The organism is Streptomyces sp. NPDC036984, assembly GCF_055607665.1.
This window is the reverse complement of sequence record NZ_JBVJRL010000011.1, coordinates 1-25,873: the sequence shown is the minus strand read 5'-3', so window position 1 is coordinate 25,873 and position 25,873 is coordinate 1. Positions and strand designations below refer to the sequence as shown.

Here is a 25,873-nt window from a genome sequence, read left to right as displayed (position 1 = left end):
TTCAAACTTGAACCAAGCTGTCCGTCCGCCGACCGTCCGCCCAGTGACCGTCCGCCTCCGAAGAGAGGGCGCCGATGCCCCTGCCGTACGTGCTGCTGTCCGCCGCCGTCTCCCTCGACGGCTATCTGGACGACACCGGTCCCGAGCGGCTCCTGCTCTCCAGCCCGGCCGACTTCGACCGGGTCGACGAGGTGCGGGCCTCCGTCGACGCCATCCTCATCGGCGCCGGCACCATCCGAGCCGACAACCCGCGGCTGCTGGTCAACTCCGCCGAGCGGCGCGCGGCGCGCATCGCGGCGGGCAGGCCGGAGTACCCGCTCAAGGTCACCGTCACCGCCTCCGGCGACCTCGACCCCGGCGCCAACTTCTGGCACACCGGCGGCGCGAAACTCGTCTACACCACCGACCAGGGCGCCGAGCGGGCCGCCCGCCTGCTCGGGCGCACCGCCGACGTCGTCCCGCTCGGCCCGGCCCTCGACTGGCGGGCCCTGCTGGAGCACCTGAACGACGTGCGCGGAGTCGGGCGCCTGATGGTGGAGGGCGGCGGCACGGTCCACACCCAGCTGCTGACCCAGGGCCTCGCCGACGAACTCCAGCTGGTGCTCGCCCCGCTCTTCGTCGGCGACCCCGCGGCCCCGCGCCTGTTCGGGCCCGGCGGCTACCAGGACGGTCGTCTGCGCCTGCTCGACACCCGCCGGATCGAGGACGTCGTCCTCATGCGGTACGAGCCCACGGCCCCCGGCACCGGTCCGGCCGCCACCGCCGCCGACCGCCACTGGCTGCGCACCGCCTGCGAGCTCGCCGCGCTGTGCCCGCCCTCGGAGACGGCGTTCAGCGTCGGCGCGGTCGTGGTCGCCGCCGACGGTACGGAGCTGGCCCGCGGCCACTCGCGCGAGGGCGCCGACCCCGTGGTCCACGCGGAGGAGGCGGCCCTCGCGAAGGTCGGCCCGGCCGATCCGCGGCTGCCCGGCGCCACCGTCTACAGCAGCCTGGAGCCCTGCGCCCGCCGCGCCTCGCGCCCGGCGCCCTGCGCCGAGCTGATCCTCGCCGCGGGCGTGCGCCGCGTGGTCACCGCGTGGCGGGAGCCGGACACGTTCGTGGCGGGGGCCGACGGGGCGGGAATGCTGTTCACCGCGGGTGCGCAGGTCGTCGTCCTGCCGGAGCTGGAGGCTCTCGCCAAGGCGCCGAACGCCCATCTGCTCGCCTGACAGCACTCAGGGCCGGAATCCAATGGATTCCGGCCCTGAGTCTTCAGTAGCGGGGACAGGATTTGAACCTGCGACCTCTGGGTTATGAGCCCAGCGAGCTACCGAGCTGCTCCACCCCGCGTCGTTGTGTCATCAGCATACGCCATGTTCAGGGCCCGATGCACATCGCTTTCCACACGCTCGGCGATCATCACGGAAAGTGATCGGGTGGGTGCCATGCGTATGACATCTGAGTCACCATCAAAACCGCAGATGACTGCTGTACCCGGGTCAACTCGCCCGTTCTGCGGGGGTCCTGGCCGATAAGTCCGCCGCCGAAAAAGCTTAATGATCAAGTCGAACGGGTTGGAAAGTGACTGGCAGGTCTATTAACGTTCGATAACGCAGCGCGGTCGTCCCAGCCGTCACAAGAGACGGCTCCGTGCGCACGCGCCGAATCCCGCAAGGGAACCGGGGAACCACCACCCTGGGGTGAATCACGCGAATGCCGCCGTGGACTTGAGTTCACGACCGGTATACGCGCGTAGGAGACCTTCCTGCTCCGAACCCGTCAGCTAACCCGGTAGGCGGAGGAAGGAAAGGAGCACGCCCGCGTGGCGTCCAACCGCCCTGCCCCAGAAGCCCCGTTCATACCCGCGGAAGCCCCCACCGAGACCTTCGGCTACGGCGCCTACCGCGCCGAAGAGGGCCCCTGGGAGGAGTGGAACCCCACCGAGGAATCCGTCGCCCCGGTCCGTGGCCGGCACCGCGTCGCCAAGCAGCGCGGCGGCTTCGCGCGCAGCTCCACCGTCCTCGGCGTCGGCGTGATGGCCGCGGTCGGCGCGGGCGGCATGGCCAGCGCCCACACCGGCAAGCCGCCGGTCTCCATCTCCCTGCCCGACATGCCCTCCGTCGGCTCCCTCTTCGACGACGGCTCCGCCGACTCCCAGACGTCCGAGACCACCGCCACCGCGCTCAGCGGCGTCGGCGTGACCTCGGCCGACGCCGAGGACGGCACCGACGCGGGCGAGGCCCTGCGCAACCGGATCATGGCCCAGGCCGAGCAGCAGCAGGGCCAGGCCGAGAGCAAGGCCACCGCCGCCGCGCTCGCCGCCGTCGAGAAGCAGAGCGCCGAGGCCGCCGCCAAGGCCGAGAAGGAAGCCGCCGCCAAGGCCGCCGCGGCCAAGGAGAAGGCCGAGGCCGACGCCGAGAAGGCGGAGGCCGCCGCGGAGAAGGCGGCCGAGGAGAAGCGGCTGGCCGAGCTGGCCAAGCAGTACGCGCTGCCGACCTCCTCGTACACGATCACCTCGACGTTCGGCCAGGCCGGCTCGATGTGGTCCTCCGGCTACCACACCGGCCTCGACTTCGCCGCCCCCACCGGCACCCTCATCAAGGCCGTCCACAGCGGCACGATCACCCAGGCGGGCTGGGCCGGCGCCTACGGCTACCGCACGGTCCTCACCCTGGACGACGGCACCGAGCTGTGGTTCTGCCACCAGTCCTCGATCAGCGTCTCGGTCGGCCAGAAGGTCAGCACCGGCGACGTCATCGGCCGCGTCGGCGCCACCGGCAACGTCACCGGCCCGCACCTGCACCTGGAGGTCCACCCCGGCGGCCAGGCCACCGGCATCGACCCGATGGCGTGGCTGCGCGACAAGGGCCTCAACCCCTGAGCGGCCCTCTGCCCGAACTTGGCGCCGGTGGCGGGATGCGACGACCCGCCACCGGCGTTGACATGACGTATGACGTCACTACGTAAACTCGGCTCCTCCGACCTCGAGGTCTTCCCGCTCTCCCTCGGCGGCAACGTCTTCGGCTGGACCGCCGACGAGGACACCTCCTTCGCCGTCCTGGACGCCTACACGGCGGCCGGCGGCAACTTCATCGACACCGCCGACGCCTACTCCGCCTGGGTCGAGGGCAACAAGGGCGGCGAGTCCGAGACGATCATCGGCAAGTGGCTCGAGGCGCGCGGCAACCGCGCCGACGTCGTCATCGCCACGAAGGTCAGCCAGCACCCCGAGTACCAGGGGCTGTCCGCCGCCACCATCAAGGCCGCCGCCGACGCCTCCCTGCGCCGCCTGGGCACCGACTACATCGACCTCTACTACACCCACTTCGACAAGCCCGAGGTGCCGGTCGAGGAGATCATCGGCACGCTGGACGAGCTGGTGAAGGCCGGCAAGGTCCGGCACATCGCCGCCTCCAACATCACCCCCGAGCGCCTGCAGGCCTCCCTGGACTTCTCCGACCGCGAGGGCCTCGCCCGCTACGTCGCCCTCCAGCCGCACTACAACCTGGTCTCCCGCGACACCTACGAGGGCCCGCTCCAGGACCTCGTCGCCCGCGAGGGCCTGTCCGCCGTCCCGTACTTCTCCCTCGCCTCGGGCTTCCTGACCGGCAAGTACCGCCCCGGCACGACCGTCGACAGCGCCCGCGCCGGCAGTGCCGCGGCGCACGCCGACTCCGCACGCGGCCGGCGGGTCCTGGCGGCCCTGGACGAGATCGCCGCCGCCCACGGGGCCCCGGTCGCCACGGTCGCGCTGGCCTGGCTGGCCGCCCAGCCGACGATCACGGCCCCGATCGCCTCGGCCCGCACGGCGGACCAGCTTCCGGCGCTGCTCGGGGTGGCGGAGCTGCGCCTGACGGAGGAGGAACTCGCCAGGCTGACCGAAGCATCGGCCTGAGCACCCCTGGCGGGCGGCGACCCTTCGCGGCCACCCTTCTCGGCCGTCACGTTCCGCGGCGACGGCGATCGGCCACGCGGTCGAGGAGGCCGACGAGGCCAAGGCTGTGGAGACCACCGAGACGCCGCGGCGCGTTCCGGCGGTGCCGAACCCACCGTCGTGGCCGAGCCCCCTGGAGGACGGCCCCCCTCCTCGGCCTTCCCGTTCCGCCGCGAGGGTGATCGGCCGCGACGGCGCGTTCCGGCGGTGCCGAACCCACCGTGACCCCGCGGGGCTACGACCGATACGGGTTGTACCCGGGGTACGGCACCGCCGGACCGCCGTACGCCGGCCAGTACGGCATCGGCACCGGTCCCGCGTACACCGGCCGAGCCGGCGCGGCCGCTCGCGCCGCGTAGTCCAGCGCCGGCCGCGCCACGTACCTGCGTCTCCACAGCTCTTCCAGCAGCTCCCGCTCCCGGACGACGAAGTCGGCCCCGGCCTTGCCGGTGCGCCCCCGGTGCCGCAGGAACGCGAGCGACGTGGCGTCCCGCTCGTACTGCGCCACGGCCCGTGCCGCCGGGCGCCCGTGGTGGTGCCGGGCGTAGTCCCTGGCCATCCGCCGGGCCCGCATCGAGCCCAGCGCGAACGGCTCGGCCGGCCCCAGCCAGCCGGCCGGCACATACGCCGGCAGCTCCGCCCGCACGGTCCCCAGCTCCCGCTGCCGGATCCAGATCGCGAGCCAGGTCAGCACCCCGAAGGCGGGCACCATGAAGGCGCCGTAGACGGCGAAGAAGCCGTACTCGCCGAAGGTGGAGGAGCCGTTCCAGAAGGCGTGCATGCTCATCGCGAGCAGCAGTCCGCACAGGGGGAGCAGGACGCGCCGCGCGTGCTGCCGCTCGGCGGACAGCGCGGCGATCCCGAAGCCGATGCCGGTGAGGACGGTGAACAGGGGGTGCGCGAACGGGGACATCACGATGCGCACGAAGAAGGTGGCGGCGGTGACGGAGGCGATGCCGCGGTCGCCGGTGAGCTGGTCGGTCCCGAAGGCCGTGCCGAGGTAGAGGATGTTCTCGGTGAAGGCGAACCCGGTGGCGGTGACCCCGGCTATCACCACCCCGTCCACGATCCCGGTGAAGTCGCGTCGGCGGAAGAGGAAGACCAGCAGTACGGCGGCGGCCTTGGCGGACTCCTCCACGATCGGCGCTATCACGGTGGCACCGAGGGTGTCGGCGCTGACCGGGTCCGCGACCGAGGTGGCTATCCACCGGGTCGCGAAGCTGTTGGCCACGATGGCTATCAGCGCCGCCGCACACGCTCCCCAGGCGAAGGAGAAGACCAGGTTCCGCCAGGGGCCCGGCTCCACCCGGTCCAGCCACCGGAAGGCGGCTATCAGCCAGGGCACGGGCAGCACGGCAAGACCGAGCCCGACGAGGAAGCCCTCCGTGCCGGTCTGCCGCCGGACGAGCGCGAGGATGACCAGGCCGGACAGCACCAGCAGCGTGCTCAGTGCCCCGTACCGCACCCATCTGCGCTGCCACCAGTGCGGGTGGCGGAGCACACCGCCCTCTGGGCTCGGCGGATACGTCGGGAACGGAGGACTGGTGGCCACGGCATCGACCCTAACGGTGGCGGGACGAGGGGCTGGAGCGGTTTATCGGTCCTGCTCAGCGGTCCGGTGCGGGACGCGCCGGAACAGCAGATCGTGCACCACATGACCCTTGTCCAGTCCCTGTCCCTCGAAACGGGTCAGCGGCCGGAACTCCGGGCGTGCCGCGAAGCCGCCCTCTGCCCGGGTGTTCTCGAAGTCGGGGTGCGCGGTGAGCACCTCCAGCATCTGCTCGGCGTACGGCTCCCAGTCGGTCGCGCAGTGCACGATCGCGCCGGGCTTCAGCCGGGTGGCGGCGAGCGAGAGGAACTCGGGCTGGATGAGCCGCCGCTTGTGGTGCCGCTTCTTGGGCCACGGGTCGGGGAAGTAGACGCGCAGCCCGTCCAGGGAGTCCGGGCGGAGCATCTCCCGCAGCAGGATGATCGCGTCCCCGTTGCCCACGCGGATGTTGGACAGGCCGTTCCGGTCGGCCAGGCCCAGCAGGTTCCCCTGGCCGGGGGTGTGCACGTCGACGGCCAGGATGTTGGTGTCCGGGTCGCCCGCGGCCATCTGCGCGGTGGCCTCGCCCATCCCGAACCCGATCTCCAGGACCACGGGACGGTCGTTCCCGAACAGCTCGCCGAGATCGATCACCCGCTGCCCGTCGATGTCCAGCCCCCACTTGGGCCACAGCCGCTGGAGCGCGTCGGCCTGCCCGGCCGTCACCCGGCTCCGCCGCGGCTGGAAACTCCGGATCCGCCGCTCGAAGTGCGAGCCGGCCGGATCGGCCTTGGGCCCGTCCGGGAACCGCGGCTCCCCCTTGGCCCGGGTGTGCCGGATGGAGGCTCCGGGGGTGTGGGGGGCCGGGGAGGGGGCTTCGGGGGCATTGAGAAAGTCAGACACAGTAAGACAGATTTTACGGCGCTCACCGACAGGCGGACGGTCACTGACAGGCGGACGGAGCGCTGCCCTTCGGGTGCGGGCGGGTGGGCGGATGGGCGAAGCGGGGGTCCAGGGGGCGGAGCCCCCTGGTACGGCGACTACAGCGAGCCGAGCAGGGCAAGCACCCGGCGCCCGACCTCCCGCCCGATCGGCAACGAGGCAGTCGCGGCAGGCGAGGGCGCGTTGAGCACGTGCACCGCCCGCGCCCCCTCCCGGATCAGAAAGTCGTCCACCAGCGTCCCGTCCCGCAACACCGCCTGCGCCCGCACCCCGGCAGGGGCCGGCACCAGATCCCCGGCCTCCACACCGGGCAGCAGCCTGCGCACGGCCTCCAGGAACGCCCCCTTGGACACCGAGCGGTGCAGCTCACCCGCCCCGTACCGCCAGTGCCGCCGGGCGATCGCCCACGACCCCGGCCACGCCAGCGTCCCGGCCAGCTCCCGGGGCCGTACGACCCCCCAGCCGTACCCCTCCCGGGCCAGCGCCGGCACCGCGTTGGGGCCGATGTGGACGCCCCCGTCGATGCCCCGGGTCAGATGCACCCCGAGGAACGGGAACGCCGGGTCCGGCACCGGATACACCAGCCCGCGCACCAGCTCCGGCCGCGCCAGCTCGTAGTACTCCCCGCGGAACGGCACGATCCGCACCTCGGGCTCGTCGCCGGTCAGCCGGGCCACCTCGTCGCAGTACAGCCCCGCGCAGTTCACCAGCACCCGCCCGCGGACCACGTCTCCGGCCGCGGTGAGCACGGCCACGCCCCGGTCCGCGCGCCGGTCCACCCGGACGACCCGGGCGCCGTACCGGATCTCCGCCCCGGAGGCCCGCGCCAGTTCCCGGGCGACGCCCACGAAGTCGCACACCCCGGTCGTACCGACGTGTATGGCGGCCAGGCCGCGCACCTCCGGCTCGTAGCCCGCGATCTGGGCGGGGCCCAGTTCCCGCACCGGGATGCCGTTCTCCCGGCCGCGCTGCACGAGCGTGTGCAGCCGGGGCAGCTCCTCCCGCTCGGTGGCGACGATCAGCTTGCCGGTGACGGCGTGCGCGATGCCGTACTCGGCGCAGAACTTCACCATCTCGGCGGCGCCCCGCACCGCGTACCGCGCCTTGAGCGAGCCCGGGCGGTAGTAGATCCCGCTGTGGATGACCCCGCTGTTGCGCCCCGTCTGGTGCCGGGCCGGCCCGGGCTCCTTCTCCAGCAAGGTCACACGCGTGCCCGGCGCCGCCCGGGTGATCGCATACGCCGTCGAGAGCCCGACGATTCCCCCACCGACCACGAGCACATCACAGTCGTACGCCCCGGCCCGCACCTGCACCACCTCCGCCTCCGATAGTGCACTGCGCCACTGACAGTGCCTTCAAACACGGGGAACGGCAGCACCGCTCAGCGGCGCGGGGAACCGCGCGACAAGCCACTGACCACCCGCAGTCGCGTGATCGCAGCAGCCCGGCAGACGCTGAAGCGCCCGCTACGCCGGAGCCATCAGCAGCGGCCGGGCCCGCTCCCGCAGCTCCACCACCCGCGGCTCGTCCCCGTACGGCTCCAGCCGGTGCAGAAGATCCTTCACATACTCGGTGGTACGAGCGGACGAGATCCGCCCGGCCACCTCCACGGCCCGCACCCCCTGCTCACATGCGGCATCGAGGTTTCCGGACTCCAGCTCGGCGACGGCCGAGACCACCAGCCGCAGCCCGTGCGACCGCACGAACTCCTCCGTCGGCTTCGACAGGGCCTGCTCGGTGAACCGCCGGACCTGCCGTGGTGCCTTCAGGTCCCGGTAGCACTCGGCCGCGTCGGCGGCGAACCGGTCGTACGAGTAGAAACCCAGCCAGGAGGGGTCGTTGTCCCCCTCGCGGGACCGCTCCAGCCAGCCCTCGGCCGCCTTCAGCGCCGTGCCGGCCGCCTGGGCGTCTCCCGCGCGCGCGTGCGCCCGCGCCTCGACCAGCCGGAAGAAACTCATCGTCCGCGCGGTCGCCAGTCCCCGGTTCCGCTCCAGCGCGGCCTGCGCCAGGTCGACGCCCTCGTCGCCGAAACCCCGGTACGTCGCCTGAAGCGACATGGAGGCGAGGACGTAGCCCCCCAGCGGGACGTCCGCCGCCGCGCGGGCGAGCCGCAGCGCCTGGATGTAGTACCGCTGCGCGGCTTCCTGCTGCCCGGTGTCGAAGGCCATCCATCCGGCGAGCCGGGTCAGTTCCGCGGAGGCCCCGAACAGGGCGCGGCCGACCTCGTCGGAGTAGGAGCCGAGCAGCAGCGGTGCCGCCTCCACCCGCAGGCACTCCGGCACCATCGAGGAACGCCAGTCCCCGCCCCCGTACTTGGAGTCCCACCGCCTGGCGTCCTCGGCGGCCTCCCGCAGCTTCTGCACATCGCTGTGGCCGACTTTGATCGGTGCACCGGACCCCTCGACGGAGCCCGCCTCCCGCGCGACCGAGCTGTCGGCGGGGGTTATCAGCCACCGTGATGCGGGCGTTGCGTATGCGCTCACTGCGAACGACCCGGCCAGGGACTGCCAGATGCCACCGGTCCCGGCCCGGCGGCCGGCGAGGTCCAGACGGTACAGCTCGGTCGCCGACTTCACCGCCTGCCCGACGTCTCTGGGGAAGGCGAGGCCCACTTCGGGCGCGGGGTCCGCGTCCGCCAGGCCGATCTCGTGGAGCGGCACCGGACGGCCCAGCTTCTGGCCGATGGCGGCGGCGATGAGGTGCGGCGCCGCACCCTGCGGCACCATGCCCTTCGACACCCAGCGCGCCACGGACGTCTTGTCGTAGCGAAGCGTCAACCCGCGTTGGGCGCCAAGGTCGTTGACGCGGCGGGCGAGTCCCGCGTTGCTGATTCCCGCGAGGGCGAGAACGGCGCCGAGCTTTTCGTTCGGCCCGCGTTGCTCCCTGGACATGCGCCACCCCTCGACACAGACGGCTGCCGCGCTGGCATAACCATGCGGCATTCGTAAACCCAGCGTAGTTCGCCGCATCCCAAGCGTTAAGGGGCATTGTTCCGGTTGGCGGGATTGTGGTCCGTGCGGGAGTACGGCCCTGTACGCACCGTGCACGGTCTGTCGCCGCGTGCCCCCGCCCGTGTGGCCGTGCGCCCGTCCGTGCGCTCTTCTCCGGCCATCGGGGGAGCGGTTCCATGGCTACTGCGTGGGTCGGCCCGCTGTACTGGATCCAGTGGGCTGGGGGACACCGCCACCTTCATCCCCGCGGGTGGCGGACCGGTCCGGGAGGCGATGCCCGCCTCCCGGACTGTGCGCGTGCGCGCGCCGCCATGTGCTTCGCAGTCCTGTACGGAGCGTGCTCATGTTCGGCGCTCGTCAGTTTATTTGGCCGAAAACAGTCCCCCTTCGCTGTGCGGGATTTCCGCTCCGACCACGCAACTTGAGGGCGCGAACGGCGTCTTGGGGGAGCGCATTGGGGGCGCATTCGCGCCGTACTCCTAGGTTGTCCCACCTGGGCGGGACCGTCACGCGGTCACCGGCCGCCCGTCAACTTCCGTGTCGTGTCCCGGGAACTTCACTCGATCTAAGGCGGTGCCACCGCCCCTCTGCGGCGCGTTCTTCATGGCAGCATGGGGGACCGGTTCCTAGGTGCACTGGTTGTCCACAGCCTGTGGAGGCTTCGATGCGGTGGTTGGTGGGTTGGAGCAGCACCGCCGCGGGCGCCGCCGGGATCGGTTCCGCGGGCGCCATCGGATACGACGGCGAAACCCTGCAGCCGGTCGGTTCCCAACTCCTGTGGGGCGACCCGGATCCGCTGTGGGCCGTCGGCGACTGGCGACCGGACGAGGTGCGCGTGGTGCGCGCCGACGCCCAGCACCGCATCGCCGTCCTCGGCATCTGCGGCGCCAGCGACGAAGAACTGCGGCGCGGCCTGGTCACCGCGCGCGGGGGCGCACTGCGCCATCTGACCACCTGGCCCGGCAGCTACACGGCCGTCGTCCAGGCCGGCCGCCGCATCACCGTCTGCGGTGATCTCGCGGGCGCCCGGCCGGTGTTCCACACCCCCTGGGCCGGCGGCACGGCCTACGCCACCGCCGCACTGCCCCTCGCCGACCTGGTCGAGGCCAACCTCGACTTCACCCACCTCGCCGCACTGCTCGCCGCCCCGGACGTACCGGCAGCGCTGCGGGACACCACCCCGTACGACGGCGTACGGCGCATTCCGCCCGGGCATGCCCTGGTGCTGCGCGCCGGAGCACGCGAGATCGTGGGGTACGAACAGGTCGCCTCCCTCGCCGTGGCCGCGGCCCCGGCCGACCCCGACCGCGCGGTGGACGCCGTACGGGACGCCCTCGTGGAGGCGGTCCGCACCCGGCTGGCGGCGCCCCGGCACGTGCCCGACCTGGACCCCGGACCGGTGCCCGGCATGGGCCCGGCCGAGCGGCGGGCCGCGCGCGGCATGCCGGTCCCCGGCATCGGCGCCGACCTGTCCGGCGGCCCCGCCTCCGGCACCCTCGCGCTGCTGGCCGCCGGACTGCCCGGCAGACCCGGCACCCTCCTCGGCCACGGCACCGGCGCCGGCGAACGCCTCCTCGCGGTCACCTTCAACGACCTGGCCGTGGCCGGCCGCGAGGCCGAACTGGAACGCGCCGGTGTCCTGGCCGCGGGCCCCCGCCTGCACCACGTGGTGGTCACCGGCGGCGAGGAGACCCTGCCGTACGCCGACCTCGACGGCCCGCTGACCGATGAGCCGGGACCCTCCCTGGTCCTGGCGGCGCGGCACCGCGCGCGGCTCGCCGCAGGCAGCGCCGACCACTTCACCGGCCACGGCGCCCGCCAGGTCCTGGACGCCCACCCCGCCCGGCTCGCCGACCTCCTGATGGACCGCCGGCGGCGCCACCTGGTCCGGCCGGTCGCCGCGCTCGCCCGCGCCGACGGCTCGGTGATGGTCCCCGCGCGCGTGTACGGCGCGGCCCGGCGCCTCGCCCGCACGCCCTACCGGTCGGGCCTGGAGGCGCTGGCCGAGCGGCTGATGCGGCGCCGCTTCGACGAGCCCAAGGGGGCGGTCGGGGCGTCCCTCGCCGCCCTGACCTGGGCCGGACCGGGGCCGGCCGCCCGGTGGCTGACGGGTGAGGCGCTGGCTGAAGTATCGGTTCTGCTCCAAGCGGAGGCCGACCGCTCCGGAACCGGCGCGCAGCGACCCGGCGACTATCGCGCGCGTGCGGCACTCGCCCGGTACGCCGCCGACCTCCGCGTCCTGGAACAGGCCGCGGAGATCCGCTCCCAGCGCCTGCACGCCCCCTTCCTCGACAACCAGGTCGTCCGCGCCTGCCGTGACCTCCCCGAAGCGCTGCGCGTCCAGCCCGGCGCCCGGGCCGCCACCCTCCGTACGGTCCTGGAGGGCGCCGGTGTCACCGACCTCCCGCCCGGTTGGGGCGCTCCCTCCCACGCCTCGTCGGCGGCGGCCGCGCGCGCGGGCCTGCGGGTGGCGGCCGACCCGCTCCTGGACCTCTTCGCCACCCCCCTCCTGGCCGACGCCGGCCTGGTCGAGGCCCGAGTCATCCGCAAGGCCGTCCGCGCCGCCTCCGCCGGCGAGCCCCTCCCCCTGGACGGCCTGGCCGACCTCATCTCCCTCGAACTCTGGCTCCGCCGCCTCCTCTCCCGCCGAGGCACCTGCTGGACGGGCACCCCCACCCGCTCGCGGGCGGTGCCGTCCGGGATCCAGCCGAGAAGAAGCGCGCTCACGCCGGGGGCGTGAGCCTCCGGCCGTTCAGCGGTTCAGCGGCGGCCGGCCGGGACCCGGTTCAGCGGTACCGGGGCCGTCGTTCGGTTCAGCGGTACCGGGGCCGGGGGCGTGGGCGTGGCTGTCGTTTCGTCCGCGGGCCGTGGCGGGCTGGGCGCGCGGTTCGCCGCGCCACCGGAGAGCTGCCGCCGCCTACCCGCGGGCAGTTCACCCGTACCCACACGCCCGGTCACCAGGGCCCCGGAGCCAAAACCGCCGTGACCCACCCCTCGACCCCCCGCCACAATGACCACGTGCGGTACAGAATCCTGGGCGTAACCCAAGCAGCAGACGACCAGGGCACCCCCGTACCCATCGGCGGCCCACGCCTCCGTACCCTCCTCGCCGCCCTCGCTCTCCGCCCCGGCCGCACCACCACCCCCGGCACCCTCATCGACGAGATCTGGGCGGGCGACCCGCCCCAGGACGCCCTCGCCGCCCTCCAGGCCCTCGTCGGCCGGCTCCGCCGAACCCTCGGCCGGCACGCCATCGCCTCCACCCCGGGCGGCTACCGCCTCGACGCGACCGAGGAGGACGTGGACCTCCACGTCTTCGAACGGCTTACCCACAGCGGCACCGCAGCCCTCACCGCAGGCGACCCGGCCACCGCCCACCGCACCCTCACCGAGGCTCTCGCCCTCTGGTACGGCCCGCCCCTCGCCGACCTCCCCGACCGCACCGCCGCCGCCCGCCCGGAGGCCCTGCGGCTGACGGCGGCCCGCGCCCGCGCCGCCGCGGCGCTCGCCCTGGGCCGCGCCCAGGAGGCCGTACCTGAGCTGACGGAACTGACCGCAGCCCACCCGTACGACGAGCCCCTGCACGTCCTCCTCATCCGCGCCCTGCGCGACACGGGCCGCCCGGCCGACGCCCTCGCCGCCTACGAGTCCGCCCGCCGGACCCTCGCCGACACCCTCGGCACCGACCCCGGCCCGGAACTCAAGGCCCTGCACACGTCGTTGCTGACACAGGAGAACCCCGTGTCCCCGGCGCAGGCCGTGTCCCCGGCGCCGCCGCAGCCCCCTGCCCAGCCCCGCGAGCGGACCGGGAACCTCCGTCCCCGTCTGACGTCCTTCGTCGGGCGGGAACCAGAACTCGAGGGCATTCGTTCGGACTTGCACAGGACCCGCCTGGTCACGCTCACCGGACCGGGCGGCTCGGGAAAGACCCGCCTCGCCGAGGAGGCCGCCACGGCGTTCCCCTCGGCCTGGCTGGTCGAGCTGGCCCCGCTGGACCATCCGGAGGCGGTGCCCGGCGCCGTGGTCAGCGCGCTCGGTCTGCGCGAGACCCTGCTCCTGACCACCGACCTGGCGAGCCCGCAGGCCGACCCCACGGCCCTGCTGATCGAGCACTGCGCCCCACGCAGCCAGCTCCTGATCCTTGACAACTGCGAGCACGTCATCGGCGCGGCAGCCGCCCTCGCCGAGACCCTCCTCACCCGCTGCCCGAAGCTCACGATCCTCGCGACCAGCCGTGAACCCCTGGGCGTCCCCGGTGAGTCGGTGCGCCCGGTCGAGCCCCTCGTCCCGGAGCAGGCGCACCGCCTCTTCGCCGAACGCGCCAAGACCGTCCGTCCCGACGCCGACGCCGTGCTCGGCGACACCGCGGCCGTGGCGGAGATCTGCCGCCGCCTGGACGGGCTGCCGCTCGCCATCGAGCTGGCCGCGGCCCGGCTCAGGCTGCTGACCCCGCGGCAGATCGCCGACCGGCTGGACGACCGCTTCCGCCTTCTCACCTCCGGCAGCCGCACGGTTTTGCCCCGCCAGCAGACCCTGCGCGCGGTCGTCGACTGGTCCTGGGAGCTGCTGGACGAGCGGGAGCGGACGGTGCTGCGTGAGGTGTCGGTGTTCGCCGGCGGCTGGGACCTCGCCGCGGCCGAGGCCGTGTGCACCGGCCCGGCGGCGGACCTGATCGGCGCGCTCGTCGACAAGTCCCTGGTGGTCGCCGCCCCGCACGACCCGGACGGCACCGGCTCCGCGACCGGCATGCGCTACCGCATGCTGGAGACCATCCACGAGTACGCCACCGAGCGCGCCGCCGAGGTCCCCGCCCTGCGCGCGGCGGCCGAGCGACGCCACCGCGCGTGGGTGCGCGCGCTGGTGGAGGAGGCCGACCCGCAGCTGCGGTCGGCGGCCCAGCTCCCCTGGATCTCCCGCCTGGAGAGCGAGCTGGACAACATCCGCGCGGCCCTGGACCGCGCGGTGCGCGCGGGCGACGAAGCGCAGGCGGGCGCCCTCGTGCTGGCGCTCGGCTGGTTCTGGTGGCTGCGCAACCACCGCCAGGAGGCGGTGGCCTGGGTGCAGCTGGTGCTCCGCCTCGGTGCCGCCCTGGACACCCTGCCCGCGGGCGCCCCGGCCGGCGATCTGGCGGCGCTGGTGGAGTCCGCCGACCCGGTGGGCGCCTTCCTCGCCGCGCCCGACGGCGAGGCCGGCCATCCGCTGCGCGAGCTGCGGCTGGACCTGCGCATGTTCGACCTGTTCCTGACCTCCGAGACCGGCACGCCGGAGCTCGCGGCCGACGAGCGGGCCCCGGAGTACATCGCGCGCGTGCGGGCGGCCTTCGAGTGCGGCGGCCCCGCGGCCGCCCGCATCCCGGGCATCGTCTGGCCGCTGACCGCCTACTACCTGGGCGGTCCGGTGGACGTCCGCCCGCATTTGACGGCGGCGGTCACCAACGCCCGCAGGTACGGCGGTGACTGGGAGGTCGCCGTCGCCCTGATGTACCGCACCCACGTGAGCGTCGACTCACCGGGCAACCTGCGCGGCGTGGACGAGGACCTGGCCGAACTGCGGATCCTCAGCCGGCGCGTCGGCGACCGCTGGATGCGGGCGCAGGTGTGCAGCGCCGCCGGTGAGGCGGCCCTGGCCCGGGGCCGGTTCGAAGAGGCGCGCGGCGAGTACGAGGAAGCGCTGCGGCTCGCCTACGAGGTGGGCGCGTACGCCGAGTCGCCGTTCCTGATGGCGAGGCTCGCCGAGATCTCCTACCGCTGCGGCGACCGGGAGGCCGCGCTGGCCGCCCTGGACGAGGCGGAGACGGCCGCCGACCGGTACGCGGTGCACGAGTCACGGGCCTTCGTGCTGCTGCTGCGCGCCCACATCGCCCTGTGGGGCGGACAGCCGGTCCGCGCCCGCGAGCTGTACGGGGCGACCCGCGCGGTGATGGGGGACAGTACCCCGCCCCCGCAGCTCGCGGCGGCCCAGCGGACGGTCGAGGCGCTGCTCGCGGCCGCCGAGGCGGGCCCGGCGCACGGGGTGCCGATCATGGCGGACGCCCTGCGTGAGGCCGTGGCCCACCACTGTGCCGAGGCGATCACGGCGGGGCTGGTGGACGTGGCGGCCGCTCTGCTGGCCCGGCTCGGCGACCTGCCGCGCGCGCTCCGGTTGTTCGCCGCCGCGGACCACTGGCGCGACGGCCGCCGCCGGCCCGAGCCGGAGCGCAGCGAGGCCGCCCGCGTGCACGCCGGCGCCCGCGCGGCCCTCACGGCCGAGCGCTACGCCGCCGAGTGCGCCCGGGGCGCGTCCCTCGGCGTGGCGGACGTCCTGCGGGAGCTGGGCGCCGCGGCGGCGGCCGCCACGGAACGCCAGGACCGGTCTAACGGCAGGTGAACCGGGATTCCGCCCAGTCCGCCAGCGCCACCCGGTCCACGGCGTTGCTGTGCGGTTCCGCCACGAGCCGTACGGTCGTGCGGCCGGTGAGGTCCACATGGACGGGGATCGCCTGGTCGCGGCCCTTGACCATGCCGGACCGCCACAGCCGGACCCCGTCGGCGTAGACGGAGAAGGAGACCTTGCCGAGGCCGAGAGTCATGTCGTCCACGCCGGCCAGTGCGTCGTACGTGGTGCACTGGCGGTTGAGGGCGATGGTGACGGAGGACCCGCCGTGGACGGTGGCCCCCCGCGCGTACTGCTTGCCGCCGATCGACATGCCGTACCGCTGCCACACCCAGCTGCTCTCGCCGAGTGCGATCTCGGGCCGGGTGCCGTCGCCGTCGACGTCGAAGCGGAGCTCGCTCAGCTCGTAGACGGCGGGCGCCGGCGGCGGAGTGGGCGTCGGCGGCGGAGTGGGCGTCGGCGGCGGAGTGGGCGTCGGGGTCGGCGTGGGCGTGGGCTTCGGCTTCGAGGTGGGCGTGGGCTTCGGCTTCGGCTTCGGGGTGGGTGTGGGTGTGGGTGTCGGGGTCGGCGTGGGCGTGGGGATCGGTGCGGCGGTCGGCGTGGGCGTGGGGGCGAGGACCACGGGCTTCGGCGACGGCTTCGGCTGGAGGCTGGGCTTCGACGGTGAGGGCGACGGCGGCTCGGGCCGCACGGTCGGCGCGGACGGCGACGGCTCGGCGACCTCCTTCGCCGGACGGCCGTCGTTCACCAGCGCCAGCGCGACCACGGTGGTGGCCACCGCGACCACACCGGCCGCGATGCCGGCCTTCACCGGCGCCCCGAGCCCCTCGGAGGCCGCGGCCCCGCCCGCGCCGCCCGCCCCGCCGGACGACCCGGTGGCCGCGGCGGCGGCACCGGCGGCCCCGGCGCTGCCGGCCACGATGCCGAGCGCCTTGGCGTACCCAGCGGCCCCGAACCAGCCGATGACCGCGACCGGGACGACACCGGGGATGCCGCTCGCGACCTCTTCGATCTGCGCCGCCGCCAGCCGGCACTTGGCGCACTCCTCCAGGTGCTTGCGCAGGCCCCGCTCGGCGCGGATGCGCAGCTTGCGGCGGGCGTACGTGCCCAGCTGGTCGGCGTAGCGGGCGCACTCCTCGTCGTGCGCGAGGGTGGCGCTGACGTGCGCCTGGAGGTAGGCCTGCTTCAGCCCTTCGCGGGCGCGGCTGGCGAGCACCCGGGTGCCGTTGGCGTCCAGCCCGAACAGCACGGCCACCTCGCTGGGGGACTCGTCCTCCACCTCGGTGTGCCACAGCACGGCCTGCCAGCGCTCGGGCAGTGACCGGAAGGCCCGCATGGCCATGGACTGCTCGGCCTCGTGCAGGGCGCGCACGTCGGCGCCCAGGCCGAGGGGGTCGTCGCCGGACACCTCGGTGGCCCGTGCGGCCTGCTGGGCGAAGAGGGCGAAGTCGTCGACGAGCTGCTCGCGGCGGGCGGACCTGGTCCAGTGCGCGGCGACGCGTCGTACGGAGGTCAGCAGATAGGCCCGCACGGCGTGCTCCGGCCCGGACCCGCCGCGCACCGCCTGCAGCATGCGGGCGAACACCTCGGCGGTGAGGTCGTCGGCCGTGTGCCCGTCCCGGCAGCAGGTGCGCGCGTACCGCCGTACGGCGTCGGCATGGCGCCGGTACAGCTCCTCGTAGGCGGAGTCGTCGCCGCCGCGCATCCGCTCGATCAGCTCGCCGTCGGCGGGCGGCATCTCCCGGGGCGGCGGCAGCACACTTCCCTCGCGCTGCGCCGGCACGCTCTCGTCACCGCTCCTGCCGGAGGAAGCCGGGCGCCCGCCCTGGTGGGGTACGCGGGGGGAGGTCAGCCCGCGAGCCTCCGCGTTCCTCTCGTCACCGCGCGACTCGTCCCACCCGTCAACGCCCATCGCGGAAAGCCCCCGGCACCGGCCCAGCCCAACCCGTCACCGGTCAGACTGCCACAACGCCTTCGACCCAAGGGCGCCCACGCGCCCCCATCCACTCATCCGAGCGCACTTACCCGCCCCGCCCCCGAACACCGTCGAACAACCCAGCCGACGCCCACACCGAGAGGGGACCACGTGAGCAACGCGGGACCGCGCTCCTCGCGGCCGACGTCCGCGTGGATACGGGCGGCTCTGAGTCGGCCGGTGCCGCCTTCCAGGGACCGACCTCCCCACCGAACCGGGCCCACCCGGGGCACCTGGCGGCCGACTCCCCGCGCCCGACGCACCGACACCGGGCGCCCTTACGGCGCGGGCGGGTCTTTGGGGGCCACCCGCACCCGCCAACGGCGGACGCGCCCCACAAGGGCCACCCGCACCCGACCGCGACGGCCGCCCGGTTGGTGCGGGTGGGAATCCGATCCCGCCGAAGGCGAAGCCAAGGCGGGGACACACGGACGAACTACGCCGGCCGAGACCGCAGCCCCTCCAGCAGAATGTCCAGCAACCGCGCCGACGCGGCCGCCTGCTGCGCCGCATCCGGCAACGACGGCGCCGCCGTGGCGATCACCAACAGCACGTCGGCCACGGACACATCCGCCCGCAGCTCACCGGCGGCCCGAGCCCGCTCGACCAACTGCCCGACCACATCGAGCAGCGCCCCGGCCCCGGCGTCATCGGCCACCGAGGCCGCCTCCGCCACCAGCCGCAGCTCGGCACCGCCCGGCTGCACCCGCTGCTGAGGCACCCGAGCCTCCTCGGCGGAACCGGCGGAGCCCTCGTCGGCGGAACCGGCGGAGCCGACCCGCATGATCTGCGGCGGCAGCAACCGCCCCGCCCCCGACGCCACGGACGTCCGCAGGAACCGCGACAGCGCCGACCACGGCTCGTCCTCCTGACCGAGCGCGGCCCGAGCCTGCTCGGTCAGCCGCGCGGTCTCCTCCTCCGCGATCCGCCGGACCAGCACGTCCTTGCTGGGAAAGCGCCGGTACACGGTGCCGACCCCGACCCGGGCGCGCCGCGCCACGTCCTCCATCGGCGCGCCGTACCCCAGCTCGCCGAAGACCTCACGCGCCGCACGCAGCACGTGCTCCAGATTGCGCTGTGCGTCCACCCGCAGCGGAGTCGCACGCGCCCCGTCCGCGCGTCCGTTGCCCGTCGCCGCGCTCATCGCCCCGCCACCGGCCGCGATGGCCGCTGCGGATGCCCAATGCGTGTCCTGAACATGCATGTGTTCCCCCGGTAATGACGTCTCCCCCCGGAGACTCTCCCCGCCTCTGAACGCGAAGTGCGCGAAGTGGCATCGGTCCTGAGCGGAACCGCCCGTCGCGGACCCGTTCGACCACATTCCCCACACCCCGTCGACACACGAACATAGTTGAGAGCCAGTCAATTCAGAAGGGGCAGGTTCCGCACAGTGCGCCCCCCGATCGGAGTACGGGGCGTGTACGTCCCGATTGCCGTCCTTCGCACCCTGTCGTCCGTCCCTGCTGACCTGCCCCCTTTCGTCCTGCACGAACAGCGCCGCCGGCCTCGCGCACACCCGGTCGCCGGTCACACAAATTGCCGGGGCTGTGGACAAACACCTGCGCCGGGTGCGTCATGGGATGGTGAAGGAACGTGCGCGCATTCTGGTTGTCGGCGGCGGCTACGTCGGGATGTACACGGCCCTGCGTCTCCAGCGGAAGCTGAAGGGCGAACTCAAGCGGGGTGAGATCGACATCACTGTCGTCACTCCCGACCCGTACATGACATACCAGCCGTTCCTTCCCGAGGCCGCCGCGGGCTCGATCTCCCCGCGCCATGTCGTCGTACCGCTGCGCCGCGTCCTCGACCGGTGCCACGTCGTCATCGGCGAGGTGACGTCCATCGACCACGCGACCCGCACCGCCGCCGTCACCACGCTCGCCACCGCCGAGGGCAAGCCCACCGAACTCCTCGGCTACGACGAACTCGTCCTCGCCCCCGGCTCGGTCTCCCGCACGCTGCCCATCCCCGGCCTCGCTGAGTACGGCATCGGCTTCAAGACCGTCGAGGAGGCCATCGGCCTGCGCAACCACGTCATCGAACAGATGGACATCGCCTCCTCCACCCGCGACCCCGCGATCCGCGACGCCGCCCTCACCTTCGTCTTCGTCGGCGGCGGCTACGCGGGCGTCGAGGCCCTCGGCGAACTGGAGGACATGGCCCGGTACACCGCGCGGTACTACCACAACCTCCGCCCCGAGGACATGAAGTGGATCCTCGTGGAGGCCAGCGACCGCATCCTTCCGGAGGTCGGCCCGGAGATGGGCCGCTACACCGTCACCCAGCTGCGCCGCCGCAACATCCAGGTGCTGCTGAACACCCGCCTGGACTCCTGCGCCGACCGCGTGGCCGTCCTCAGCGACGGCCAGCGTTTCCCGACCCGTACGGTCGTGTGGACCGCCGGCGTCAAACCGCACCCGCTGCTCGCAGCCACCGACCTGCCCCGCAACGACCGCGGCCGCCTGAAGTGCACCGCCGAGCTGACCGTCGACGGCACGGAGCACGCCTGGGCGGCGGGCGACGCAGCCGCCGTGCCCGACGTCACGGCCGCCGAACCCGGCACCGAGACCGCCCCCAACGCCCAGCACGCGCTCCGCCAGGCCAAGGTCCTCGGCGACAACATCGTCCACGCCCTGCGCGGCGAGCCCCTCGAGACGTACGCGCACCGTTACGTCGGCTCGGTCGCCTCCCTCGGACTGCACAAAGGCGTCGCCCAGGTCTACGGACGCAAGCTGAAGGGCTACCCTGCCTGGTTCATGCACCGCGTGTACCACCTCAGCAGGGTGCCCACCTTCAACCGCAAAGCCCGGGTGCTCGCCGAATGGACCCTCGCCGGACTCTTCAAACGGGAGATCGTCTCGCTCGGTTCGCTCGAACATCCTCGAGCGGAGTTCGAACTGGCGGCCGGTGGAAAGCCTCCTCACAGCCCCTCCGACGACCCGAAGGGGTCGTCCTGACCGGACCCAGGAACTCCACGGACCGCCGAGGCGTCTGACGGATGTCGCTGCGGCCCGCTCCCTGCCAGACTGCCCCACGTCCTCGGACGGGCCACCCGCCCGCCCACCGCACCCACGAGGCTTTCCCCACAGTGAACTTCACGCGCTGGAGCGCCCGGCTCCCCGGAACACAGCGCCGCGCCGCCGCGCGGACCGAGACCCCGGTCTCCCCGGACCGGCGGGGGGAAGGCTCCGTGCCCGCGGCCCGCGCCGAACCGCCCGCCGACGAGACACCCACCGTGCCCGTCGTCGACGAACTGCCCGTGCGTGACGTCCTGGACCGCGTCCCGGCCCTCGTCGCCCTCGTCCACGGCCCCGACCACCGCATCGCCTACGTCAACGACGCCTACACGGCGGCCTTCGGCGCCCGCCCCACCGGCGCCCCCGCCCGCGAGGTGCTGCCCGAACTCGCCGAACTGGGCCTGCTCCCGCTGCTCGACCAGGTGCTGCGCAGCGGCAAGCCACGCATCCTGAAGTCCCGCAAGGCCGTCGACGGCCGCTCGTACACCTTCACCTGCACCCCCGTCGCCGAGGACGGCGACCGCGAGGGCGGCGGTGCGGTTCTCGTATTCGCCACGGACGTCACCGACCACGCCGAGGCCGCCGAGCGCCTGCGCGCCAGTGAGCGCCGCCAGCGCGAAACGGCCGTCACCCTCCAGCGCTCCCTGCTCCCGCAGGAGCTGGAACAGCCCGACGACCTGCGCATCGCCGCCACCTACCAGCCCGGCGGCACCGAGGCCGCGGTCGGCGGCGACTGGTACGACGTGATCACCCTCGGCGGCGGCCGCACGGCCCTGGTCATCGGCGACGTCATGGGCCGCGGGGTGCGGGCCGCGGCCGTCATGGGCCAGCTCCGCACGGCCGTCCGCGCCTACGCCCGCCTCGACCTGCCCCCGCACGAGGTGCTCCAGCTCCTCGACGGCCTCGCCGGCGAGATCGACGCCAACCAGATCGCCACCTGCGTCTACGCCGTACACGACCCGAACGAGGGCCGCCTGGTGTACGCCTCGGCGGGCCACCTGCCGATCCTCGTCCGCGACGAGAACGGCACGGTCTCCCGCGCCGACGAGCCCACCGGCCCGCCGCTCGGCACCGGCGGCTGGATGCACGCCTCCGGCTCCATCGCCCTCGGCCCCGGCGCCACGGCCGTCCTGTACACCGACGGTCTGGTCGAGCGCCGCGACGCGGACCTGGACGAGGGCATCGCCGCGCTCGCGGCCGCGCTCGCCGGCGCGACCGGCAGCCCGCAGGTCGTCTGCGACCGCCTGGTCCGCTCGGCCGGCGTCACCGCCGACCACGACGACGACGTGGCCGTCCTCGTCCTCCAGCACCCGGCCCGTACGGGCCCCGACGGCGACCTCTTCCGCAACGCGGCCCTGGAACTCCTCGGCGGCGTCGAGGCGGCCCCGCGCGCGCGTGCCTTCGCCTCCGGCGTCCTCACCAGCTGGCGCTTTCCCGCCGAACTGCACGACCTCGGAGTCCTCGCCACCAGCGAACTGGTGGCCAACAGCCTCCAGCACGGCACCCCGCCCATGCGGCTCAGACTCCGCCGCACCGACCGCCGTCTCATCGTCGAGGTCACCGACGGCGACGACCACCTGCCGAGGCGCCGCCGCGCCGAGCCCGGCGACGAGTCGGGCCGGGGCATCGCGATCGTGGCGACCATCGCCTCAAGCTGGGGCTGCCGCCGCACCCCCGGCGGCGGCAAGGCGGTCTGGTGCGAGTTCGTCCTGCCGAAGGGGAAGTACTGACCGGTGGTACTGACCCGGCGCCGCCCCGGCAGCGCGGCACGTTGGCCACGCCCGCGCCCGGTGCTAGAAGCAGACCATGGCAGACACACCCGCCCCACGGCCCGAGGCACCCGAGGGAGCCGAGGGCTACGACGCCTGCTCCGCCCCGATCATGGCGCCCTTCGTCGGCGCGCTGCTGGACGCCGTGGACCTGCGCCCCGGCGTCACCGTCCTGGACCTCGCCTGCGGCACGGGCTTCACCGCCCACGCGGCCGCCGCCCTGGTCGGCCCCGCCGGCCGGGTCTTCGGCTGCGACATCGACGCGGACATGATCCGGGTGGCCCGGGACCGCCACCCCCGGCTCTACCCGGACATCGAGTTCACGGTGGCCCCCGCCGACCGGCTGCCCTACCCCGACGCCACCTTCGACGCGGTCGTCTGCCAGCAGGGCGCCCAGTTCCTCGACCTCGGCACCGGCCTCGCCGAGGCGGCGCGCGTCACCCGCCCCGAAGGCCGCTTCGCGGCGACCGTCTGGGCCCCCGTCGACCGCCAGCCCTACTTCCTCGCCCAGCAGCGGGCCGTCGAGGAGTACGGCGGCCCCGAGGCGGCCCGGCACTTCGCGCGCGTCTTCTCGCTCCCCGCCGAGCAACTCACCGCCGCCCTCGGCACGGCCGGCTACCGCGACACCGTCCGCCGCGACGTCACCTTCGGCATCGCCCTGCCCCCGCTGGACGAGTACGCCCACGCCCATCTGTCCGCCCTGTGGGGCGGCCTGATCAGGGAAGCCGGCGGCGAGGAGGCCCTCACCCGGGCGGCCCGGCTGGTCCGCGACCAGCTCGCCGACCACCTCGCCCCCGACGGCACGGCGACCGTGCCCTTCACCGCGGCTCTGGTCAGCGCGGTCCGCTGACGGACGCGCCCCGCATGCAGTGCTCGAGGGTGCGCGGGGGACCACGCGCCCAGCCACGCCGCCGCGACAGACGTACGGCGGCCTGTCGCGGTGCTCCCGGCGGAGCGGTTACGCGGCCATCGACTCCGCGGGCGCACCACCCCGCGAGACCACCCGGCTCCCCCGCGCCAGCCACGGCCGGTCCTGTACGGCGGTGAGCTGCCGGCCCAGCCGCAGCGCCAGGTAGGTGATCCCCAGCGAGAACAGCAGGAAGGTCACCACGTACGGCCCGTGGAGCGACGCACCGAGGGGACCGCCCACCGCCGGACCGACCGCCAGCGCCAGCTGCTTGACCAGCGCGAACGCCGAGTTGTACTGCCCGGCCATGCCCTCCGGCGCCAGATCGGCGACCAGCGGCGCCACCGTCGGCGACAGCATCGCCTCACCCAGCCCGAACAGCGCGTACGTCGACACGAACGCGGCCGTGGCCATCTCCTGGCTGCCGTGCCCCAGCCCCGCGTACCCGGCGGCCAGCCAGGCCACGGCCCAGATGAGGCCCACCGCGGCGATCACCCGCGAGCGCCTGCGCCGCTCCACGAACTTCAGCACGGCGAACTGGGCGACCACGATCATCAGCGTGTTCGCGGCCAGGGCGGTGCCCAGCGCGGAGGTGGATATGCCGGCGGCCTCCACGCCGTACGCGCTCAGCCCCGACTCGAACTGCCCGTAGCAGGCGAAGAAGAGCACGAAGCCCAGCACGCACAGCTGCACCATCGCCCGGTTCCCGAGCAGCTGCCGCCAGCTGCCCTTCGCCGACTGTGCGGGCGCGTCCTCCAGCCGCGGCGAGTGCGGCATCCGCACGGTCGCCATCACGCCGACCAGCAGCAGGAACATCGCCGCCTCGATCGCGAACAGCAGCGTGAACGAGGACACGCGCGTGGTGTCGACGAGGTGGCCGCCTATGAGGCCACCGACACCGAGGCCCAGGTTCTGGAGGAAGAACTGCATCGCGAACGCACGCGAGCGCGTGTCCGCCGTGGAGCAGTCCACGATCATCGTCGCCAGCGCCGGCTGCATCACGGCCTGCCCGGCACCGAGCGCCGCCGCGGACAGCAGCACGCTCGCGGCACCGCCCGCCAGGCCGAGGCTCAGCGCGCCCAGAGCGGCGGTCACCAGGGCGGCTACCAGGACCGGCAGCGGGCCGCGCCGCACGATCGCCCTTCCGGCGAACGGCAGCACGATCAGCGCGGCCACGGCGAAGACGGCGAGCACGAGTCCCGCCGTCATGGCTCCCAGGCCCCGCACCTGCGCCACATAGACGTACAGGTAGGGGACGGTGAAGCCGAGCCCGAACGCGCTGAGTGCGTTGCCCACGTGGATCCGGCGCATCGCTGCGCCCATCGCCCTGGTCACGTTCACCTCTCTCACTAGTTAGATCTGAAGACTTCAAAGCTAAAGTTCGAAGCTAAAGAGTACACAGTGAAGGACTTCAAGGCAAAGGGCCCGCGTGCGATACTGCGCCCATGGCCGAGACCCCCGGCATCACAGAGCCGACACTCGAAGAACAGATCGCCGCGTACCAGCGCGAGTTCCGCGACCTCGATCCGCAGGTCGAGAAGATCGTCTCGGCGCTGTCCCGGCTCAACCGCCGGATGAACGTCGCCTACGGCCGCCAGACCGCCGCCCTCGGCATCAGCAACGCCGAGTGGGAGGTCCTCAAGGCGCTGGTCCTCTCCGGCGCCCCCTACCGGATGGGCCCCAGCGACCTGGCCAAGCGGCTCGGCCTCACCCCGGCCGCCATGACCCACCGGATCGACCGCATGGTCGCCGAGGGACTGGTCACCCGGGAGCGGGACGAGTCCAACCGGGTCCGTGTCATCGTGGAGCTGACCCCGGAGGGCCGCGAGAAATGGCTGGAGGCCATGCGCCTGGCCACGGTCTTCGAAGAGGACCTGCTTCAGGACCTCACCCCCGCGGAGCGCGCGGCGCTCGGCGAGGTGCTGACCCGGCTCCTGCGCAGGGTGGAGCACGCCCAGCCGGACGCCGGCGGCCGGCTCAGTGACCTGGACTGAAGCCGCGCGCGGCAGCCGACATAAAAGATCTTGACAGAGGGTGTTGACACCGCCCTGGCGGATCCGTAGAGTTCTTCGGGTTGCCGGAGAGACGTAACGGTTCTTCGACAGCACCTCAGCCGCCCCGAGCGGCACCCTCACTCCACAGCACGATCTCCCCAACGGGTTGATTTCGGTGTGCCCGAATTCAATTCGAATAGGGACTCGGCGGCCCGATTGGGAATCGCCGGACGGATCCGCTAAGGTTTGAGACGTCGGAACGGCCCAACGGCCGGGAAGACAAGCCCCCCTGACTGGGAGTCAGACGCCGAAAGGATCTGATAGAGTCGGAACCGCCGGAAAGGGAAACGCGAGAGCGGGAACCAGGAAGGCACCGAGGAAATCGGATCGAGAAAAGATCTGATAGACTGGGAAACGCAAGACCGAAGGGAAGCGCCCGGAGGAAAGCCCGAGAGGGTGAGTACAAAGGAAGCGACCGTTCCTTGAGAACTCAACAGCGTGCCAA

16 protein-coding genes, 1 tRNA gene and 1 riboswitch are annotated in these 25,873 nt (G+C 73.4%); of the genes, 9 read left to right on the top strand and 8 right to left on the bottom strand.

Translation table 11 applies throughout. The annotated features are described in order from the left end of the window. Positions 1 to 74 precede the first annotated feature (74 nt). Complete coding sequence (locus ACZ7DL_RS20870; protein WP_470775818.1) at positions 75 to 1,208, top strand: dihydrofolate reductase family protein; 1,134 nt, start codon at positions 75 to 77, stop codon at positions 1,206 to 1,208. 47 nt (positions 1,209 to 1,255) lie between these two features. On the opposite strand, the gene ACZ7DL_RS20865 is transcribed toward ACZ7DL_RS20870, so the two are convergent. Then, positions 1,256 to 1,329, bottom strand: a tRNA-Met gene (locus ACZ7DL_RS20865). Between the two features lie 299 nt (positions 1,330 to 1,628). Beyond that, positions 1,629 to 1,792: riboswitch (cyclic di-AMP (ydaO/yuaA leader) on the top strand. A gap of 9 nt (positions 1,793 to 1,801) precedes the next feature. Here ACZ7DL_RS20865 and ACZ7DL_RS20860 point away from each other — a divergent pair. Further along, complete coding sequence (locus tag ACZ7DL_RS20860; RefSeq protein WP_470775817.1) at positions 1,802 to 2,860, top strand: M23 family metallopeptidase; 1,059 nt, start codon at positions 1,802 to 1,804, stop codon at positions 2,858 to 2,860. Between the two features lie 69 nt (positions 2,861 to 2,929). Further along, on the top strand, positions 2,930 to 3,874 hold the full coding sequence (locus ACZ7DL_RS20855; protein ID WP_470775815.1) for an aldo/keto reductase: 945 nt from the start codon (positions 2,930 to 2,932) through the stop codon (positions 3,872 to 3,874). Between the two features lie 274 nt (positions 3,875 to 4,148). Here the strand turns inward: ACZ7DL_RS20855 and ACZ7DL_RS20850 are convergent, their stop codons facing one another. From ACZ7DL_RS20850 to ACZ7DL_RS20835, 4 genes are all read right to left on the bottom strand, one after another. Further along, positions 4,149 to 5,465, bottom strand: a complete 1,317-nt coding sequence (locus tag ACZ7DL_RS20850; protein ID WP_470775813.1) for a PrsW family intramembrane metalloprotease — start codon at positions 5,463 to 5,465, stop codon at positions 4,149 to 4,151. A gap of 42 nt (positions 5,466 to 5,507) precedes the next feature. Beyond that, positions 5,508 to 6,344 (bottom strand): tRNA (guanosine(46)-N7)-methyltransferase TrmB, encoded by an 837-nt coding sequence (trmB, locus tag ACZ7DL_RS20845; protein WP_470775811.1) that lies wholly within the window; start codon positions 6,342 to 6,344, stop codon positions 5,508 to 5,510. 137 nt (positions 6,345 to 6,481) lie between these two features. Continuing rightward, positions 6,482 to 7,699, bottom strand: a complete 1,218-nt coding sequence (gene lhgO, locus ACZ7DL_RS20840; protein WP_470775809.1) for an L-2-hydroxyglutarate oxidase — start codon at positions 7,697 to 7,699, stop codon at positions 6,482 to 6,484. A 150-nt stretch (positions 7,700 to 7,849) separates the two neighbouring features. Further along, positions 7,850 to 9,274, bottom strand: a complete 1,425-nt coding sequence (locus ACZ7DL_RS20835; protein ID WP_470775807.1) for an MFS transporter — start codon at positions 9,272 to 9,274, stop codon at positions 7,850 to 7,852. Between the two features lie 724 nt (positions 9,275 to 9,998). On the opposite strand from ACZ7DL_RS20835, the gene ACZ7DL_RS20830 reads away from it, so the two are divergent. Further along, a complete protein-coding gene (locus ACZ7DL_RS20830; protein WP_470775806.1) occupies positions 9,999 to 12,074 on the top strand; it encodes an asparagine synthase-related protein in 2,076 nt (691 codons plus the stop codon). Between the two features lie 278 nt (positions 12,075 to 12,352). Beyond that, positions 12,353 to 15,700, top strand: coding sequence for an ATP-binding protein (locus ACZ7DL_RS20825; protein ID WP_470775804.1), 3,348 nt, complete (start codon positions 12,353 to 12,355; stop codon positions 15,698 to 15,700). On the opposite strand, the gene ACZ7DL_RS20820 is transcribed toward ACZ7DL_RS20825, so the two are convergent. Both ACZ7DL_RS20820 and ACZ7DL_RS20815 read right to left on the bottom strand, forming a co-directional pair. Beyond that, positions 15,687 to 17,618 (bottom strand): sigma-70 family RNA polymerase sigma factor, encoded by a 1,932-nt coding sequence (locus tag ACZ7DL_RS20820; RefSeq protein ID WP_470775802.1) that lies wholly within the window; start codon positions 17,616 to 17,618, stop codon positions 15,687 to 15,689. The genes ACZ7DL_RS20825 and ACZ7DL_RS20820 overlap by 14 nt on opposite strands. Positions 17,619 to 18,117: 499 nt before the next feature. Continuing rightward, positions 18,118 to 18,885 carry a TetR/AcrR family transcriptional regulator gene (locus ACZ7DL_RS20815; protein ID WP_470775800.1) on the bottom strand — a complete coding sequence of 256 codons (768 nt, stop codon included), beginning with the start codon at positions 18,883 to 18,885 and terminating at the stop codon, positions 18,118 to 18,120. A 376-nt stretch (positions 18,886 to 19,261) separates the two neighbouring features. Here ACZ7DL_RS20815 and ACZ7DL_RS20810 point away from each other — a divergent pair, with 376 nt between their 5' ends. The 3 genes from ACZ7DL_RS20810 (at position 19,262) to ACZ7DL_RS20800 (ending at position 23,317) form a co-directional block, all read left to right on the top strand. Then, positions 19,262 to 20,638, top strand: coding sequence for an NAD(P)/FAD-dependent oxidoreductase (locus ACZ7DL_RS20810; protein ID WP_470775799.1), 1,377 nt, complete (start codon positions 19,262 to 19,264; stop codon positions 20,636 to 20,638). 131 nt (positions 20,639 to 20,769) lie between these two features. Beyond that, on the top strand, positions 20,770 to 22,428 hold the full coding sequence (locus ACZ7DL_RS20805) for an ATP-binding SpoIIE family protein phosphatase (RefSeq protein WP_470775797.1): 1,659 nt from the start codon (positions 20,770 to 20,772) through the stop codon (positions 22,426 to 22,428). A 76-nt stretch (positions 22,429 to 22,504) separates the two neighbouring features. Continuing rightward, positions 22,505 to 23,317, top strand: coding sequence for a class I SAM-dependent methyltransferase (locus ACZ7DL_RS20800; protein ID WP_470775795.1), 813 nt, complete (start codon positions 22,505 to 22,507; stop codon positions 23,315 to 23,317). A gap of 108 nt (positions 23,318 to 23,425) precedes the next feature. Here the strand turns inward: ACZ7DL_RS20800 and ACZ7DL_RS20795 are convergent, their stop codons facing one another. Further along, positions 23,426 to 24,709 carry an MFS transporter gene (locus ACZ7DL_RS20795; RefSeq protein WP_470775794.1) on the bottom strand — a complete coding sequence of 428 codons (1,284 nt, stop codon included), beginning with the start codon at positions 24,707 to 24,709 and terminating at the stop codon, positions 23,426 to 23,428. 110 nt (positions 24,710 to 24,819) lie between these two features. On the opposite strand from ACZ7DL_RS20795, the gene ACZ7DL_RS20790 reads away from it, so the two are divergent. After that, a complete protein-coding gene (locus ACZ7DL_RS20790; protein ID WP_470775792.1) occupies positions 24,820 to 25,368 on the top strand; it encodes a MarR family winged helix-turn-helix transcriptional regulator in 549 nt (182 codons plus the stop codon). The last annotated feature ends 505 nt before the right edge of the window (positions 25,369 to 25,873 follow it).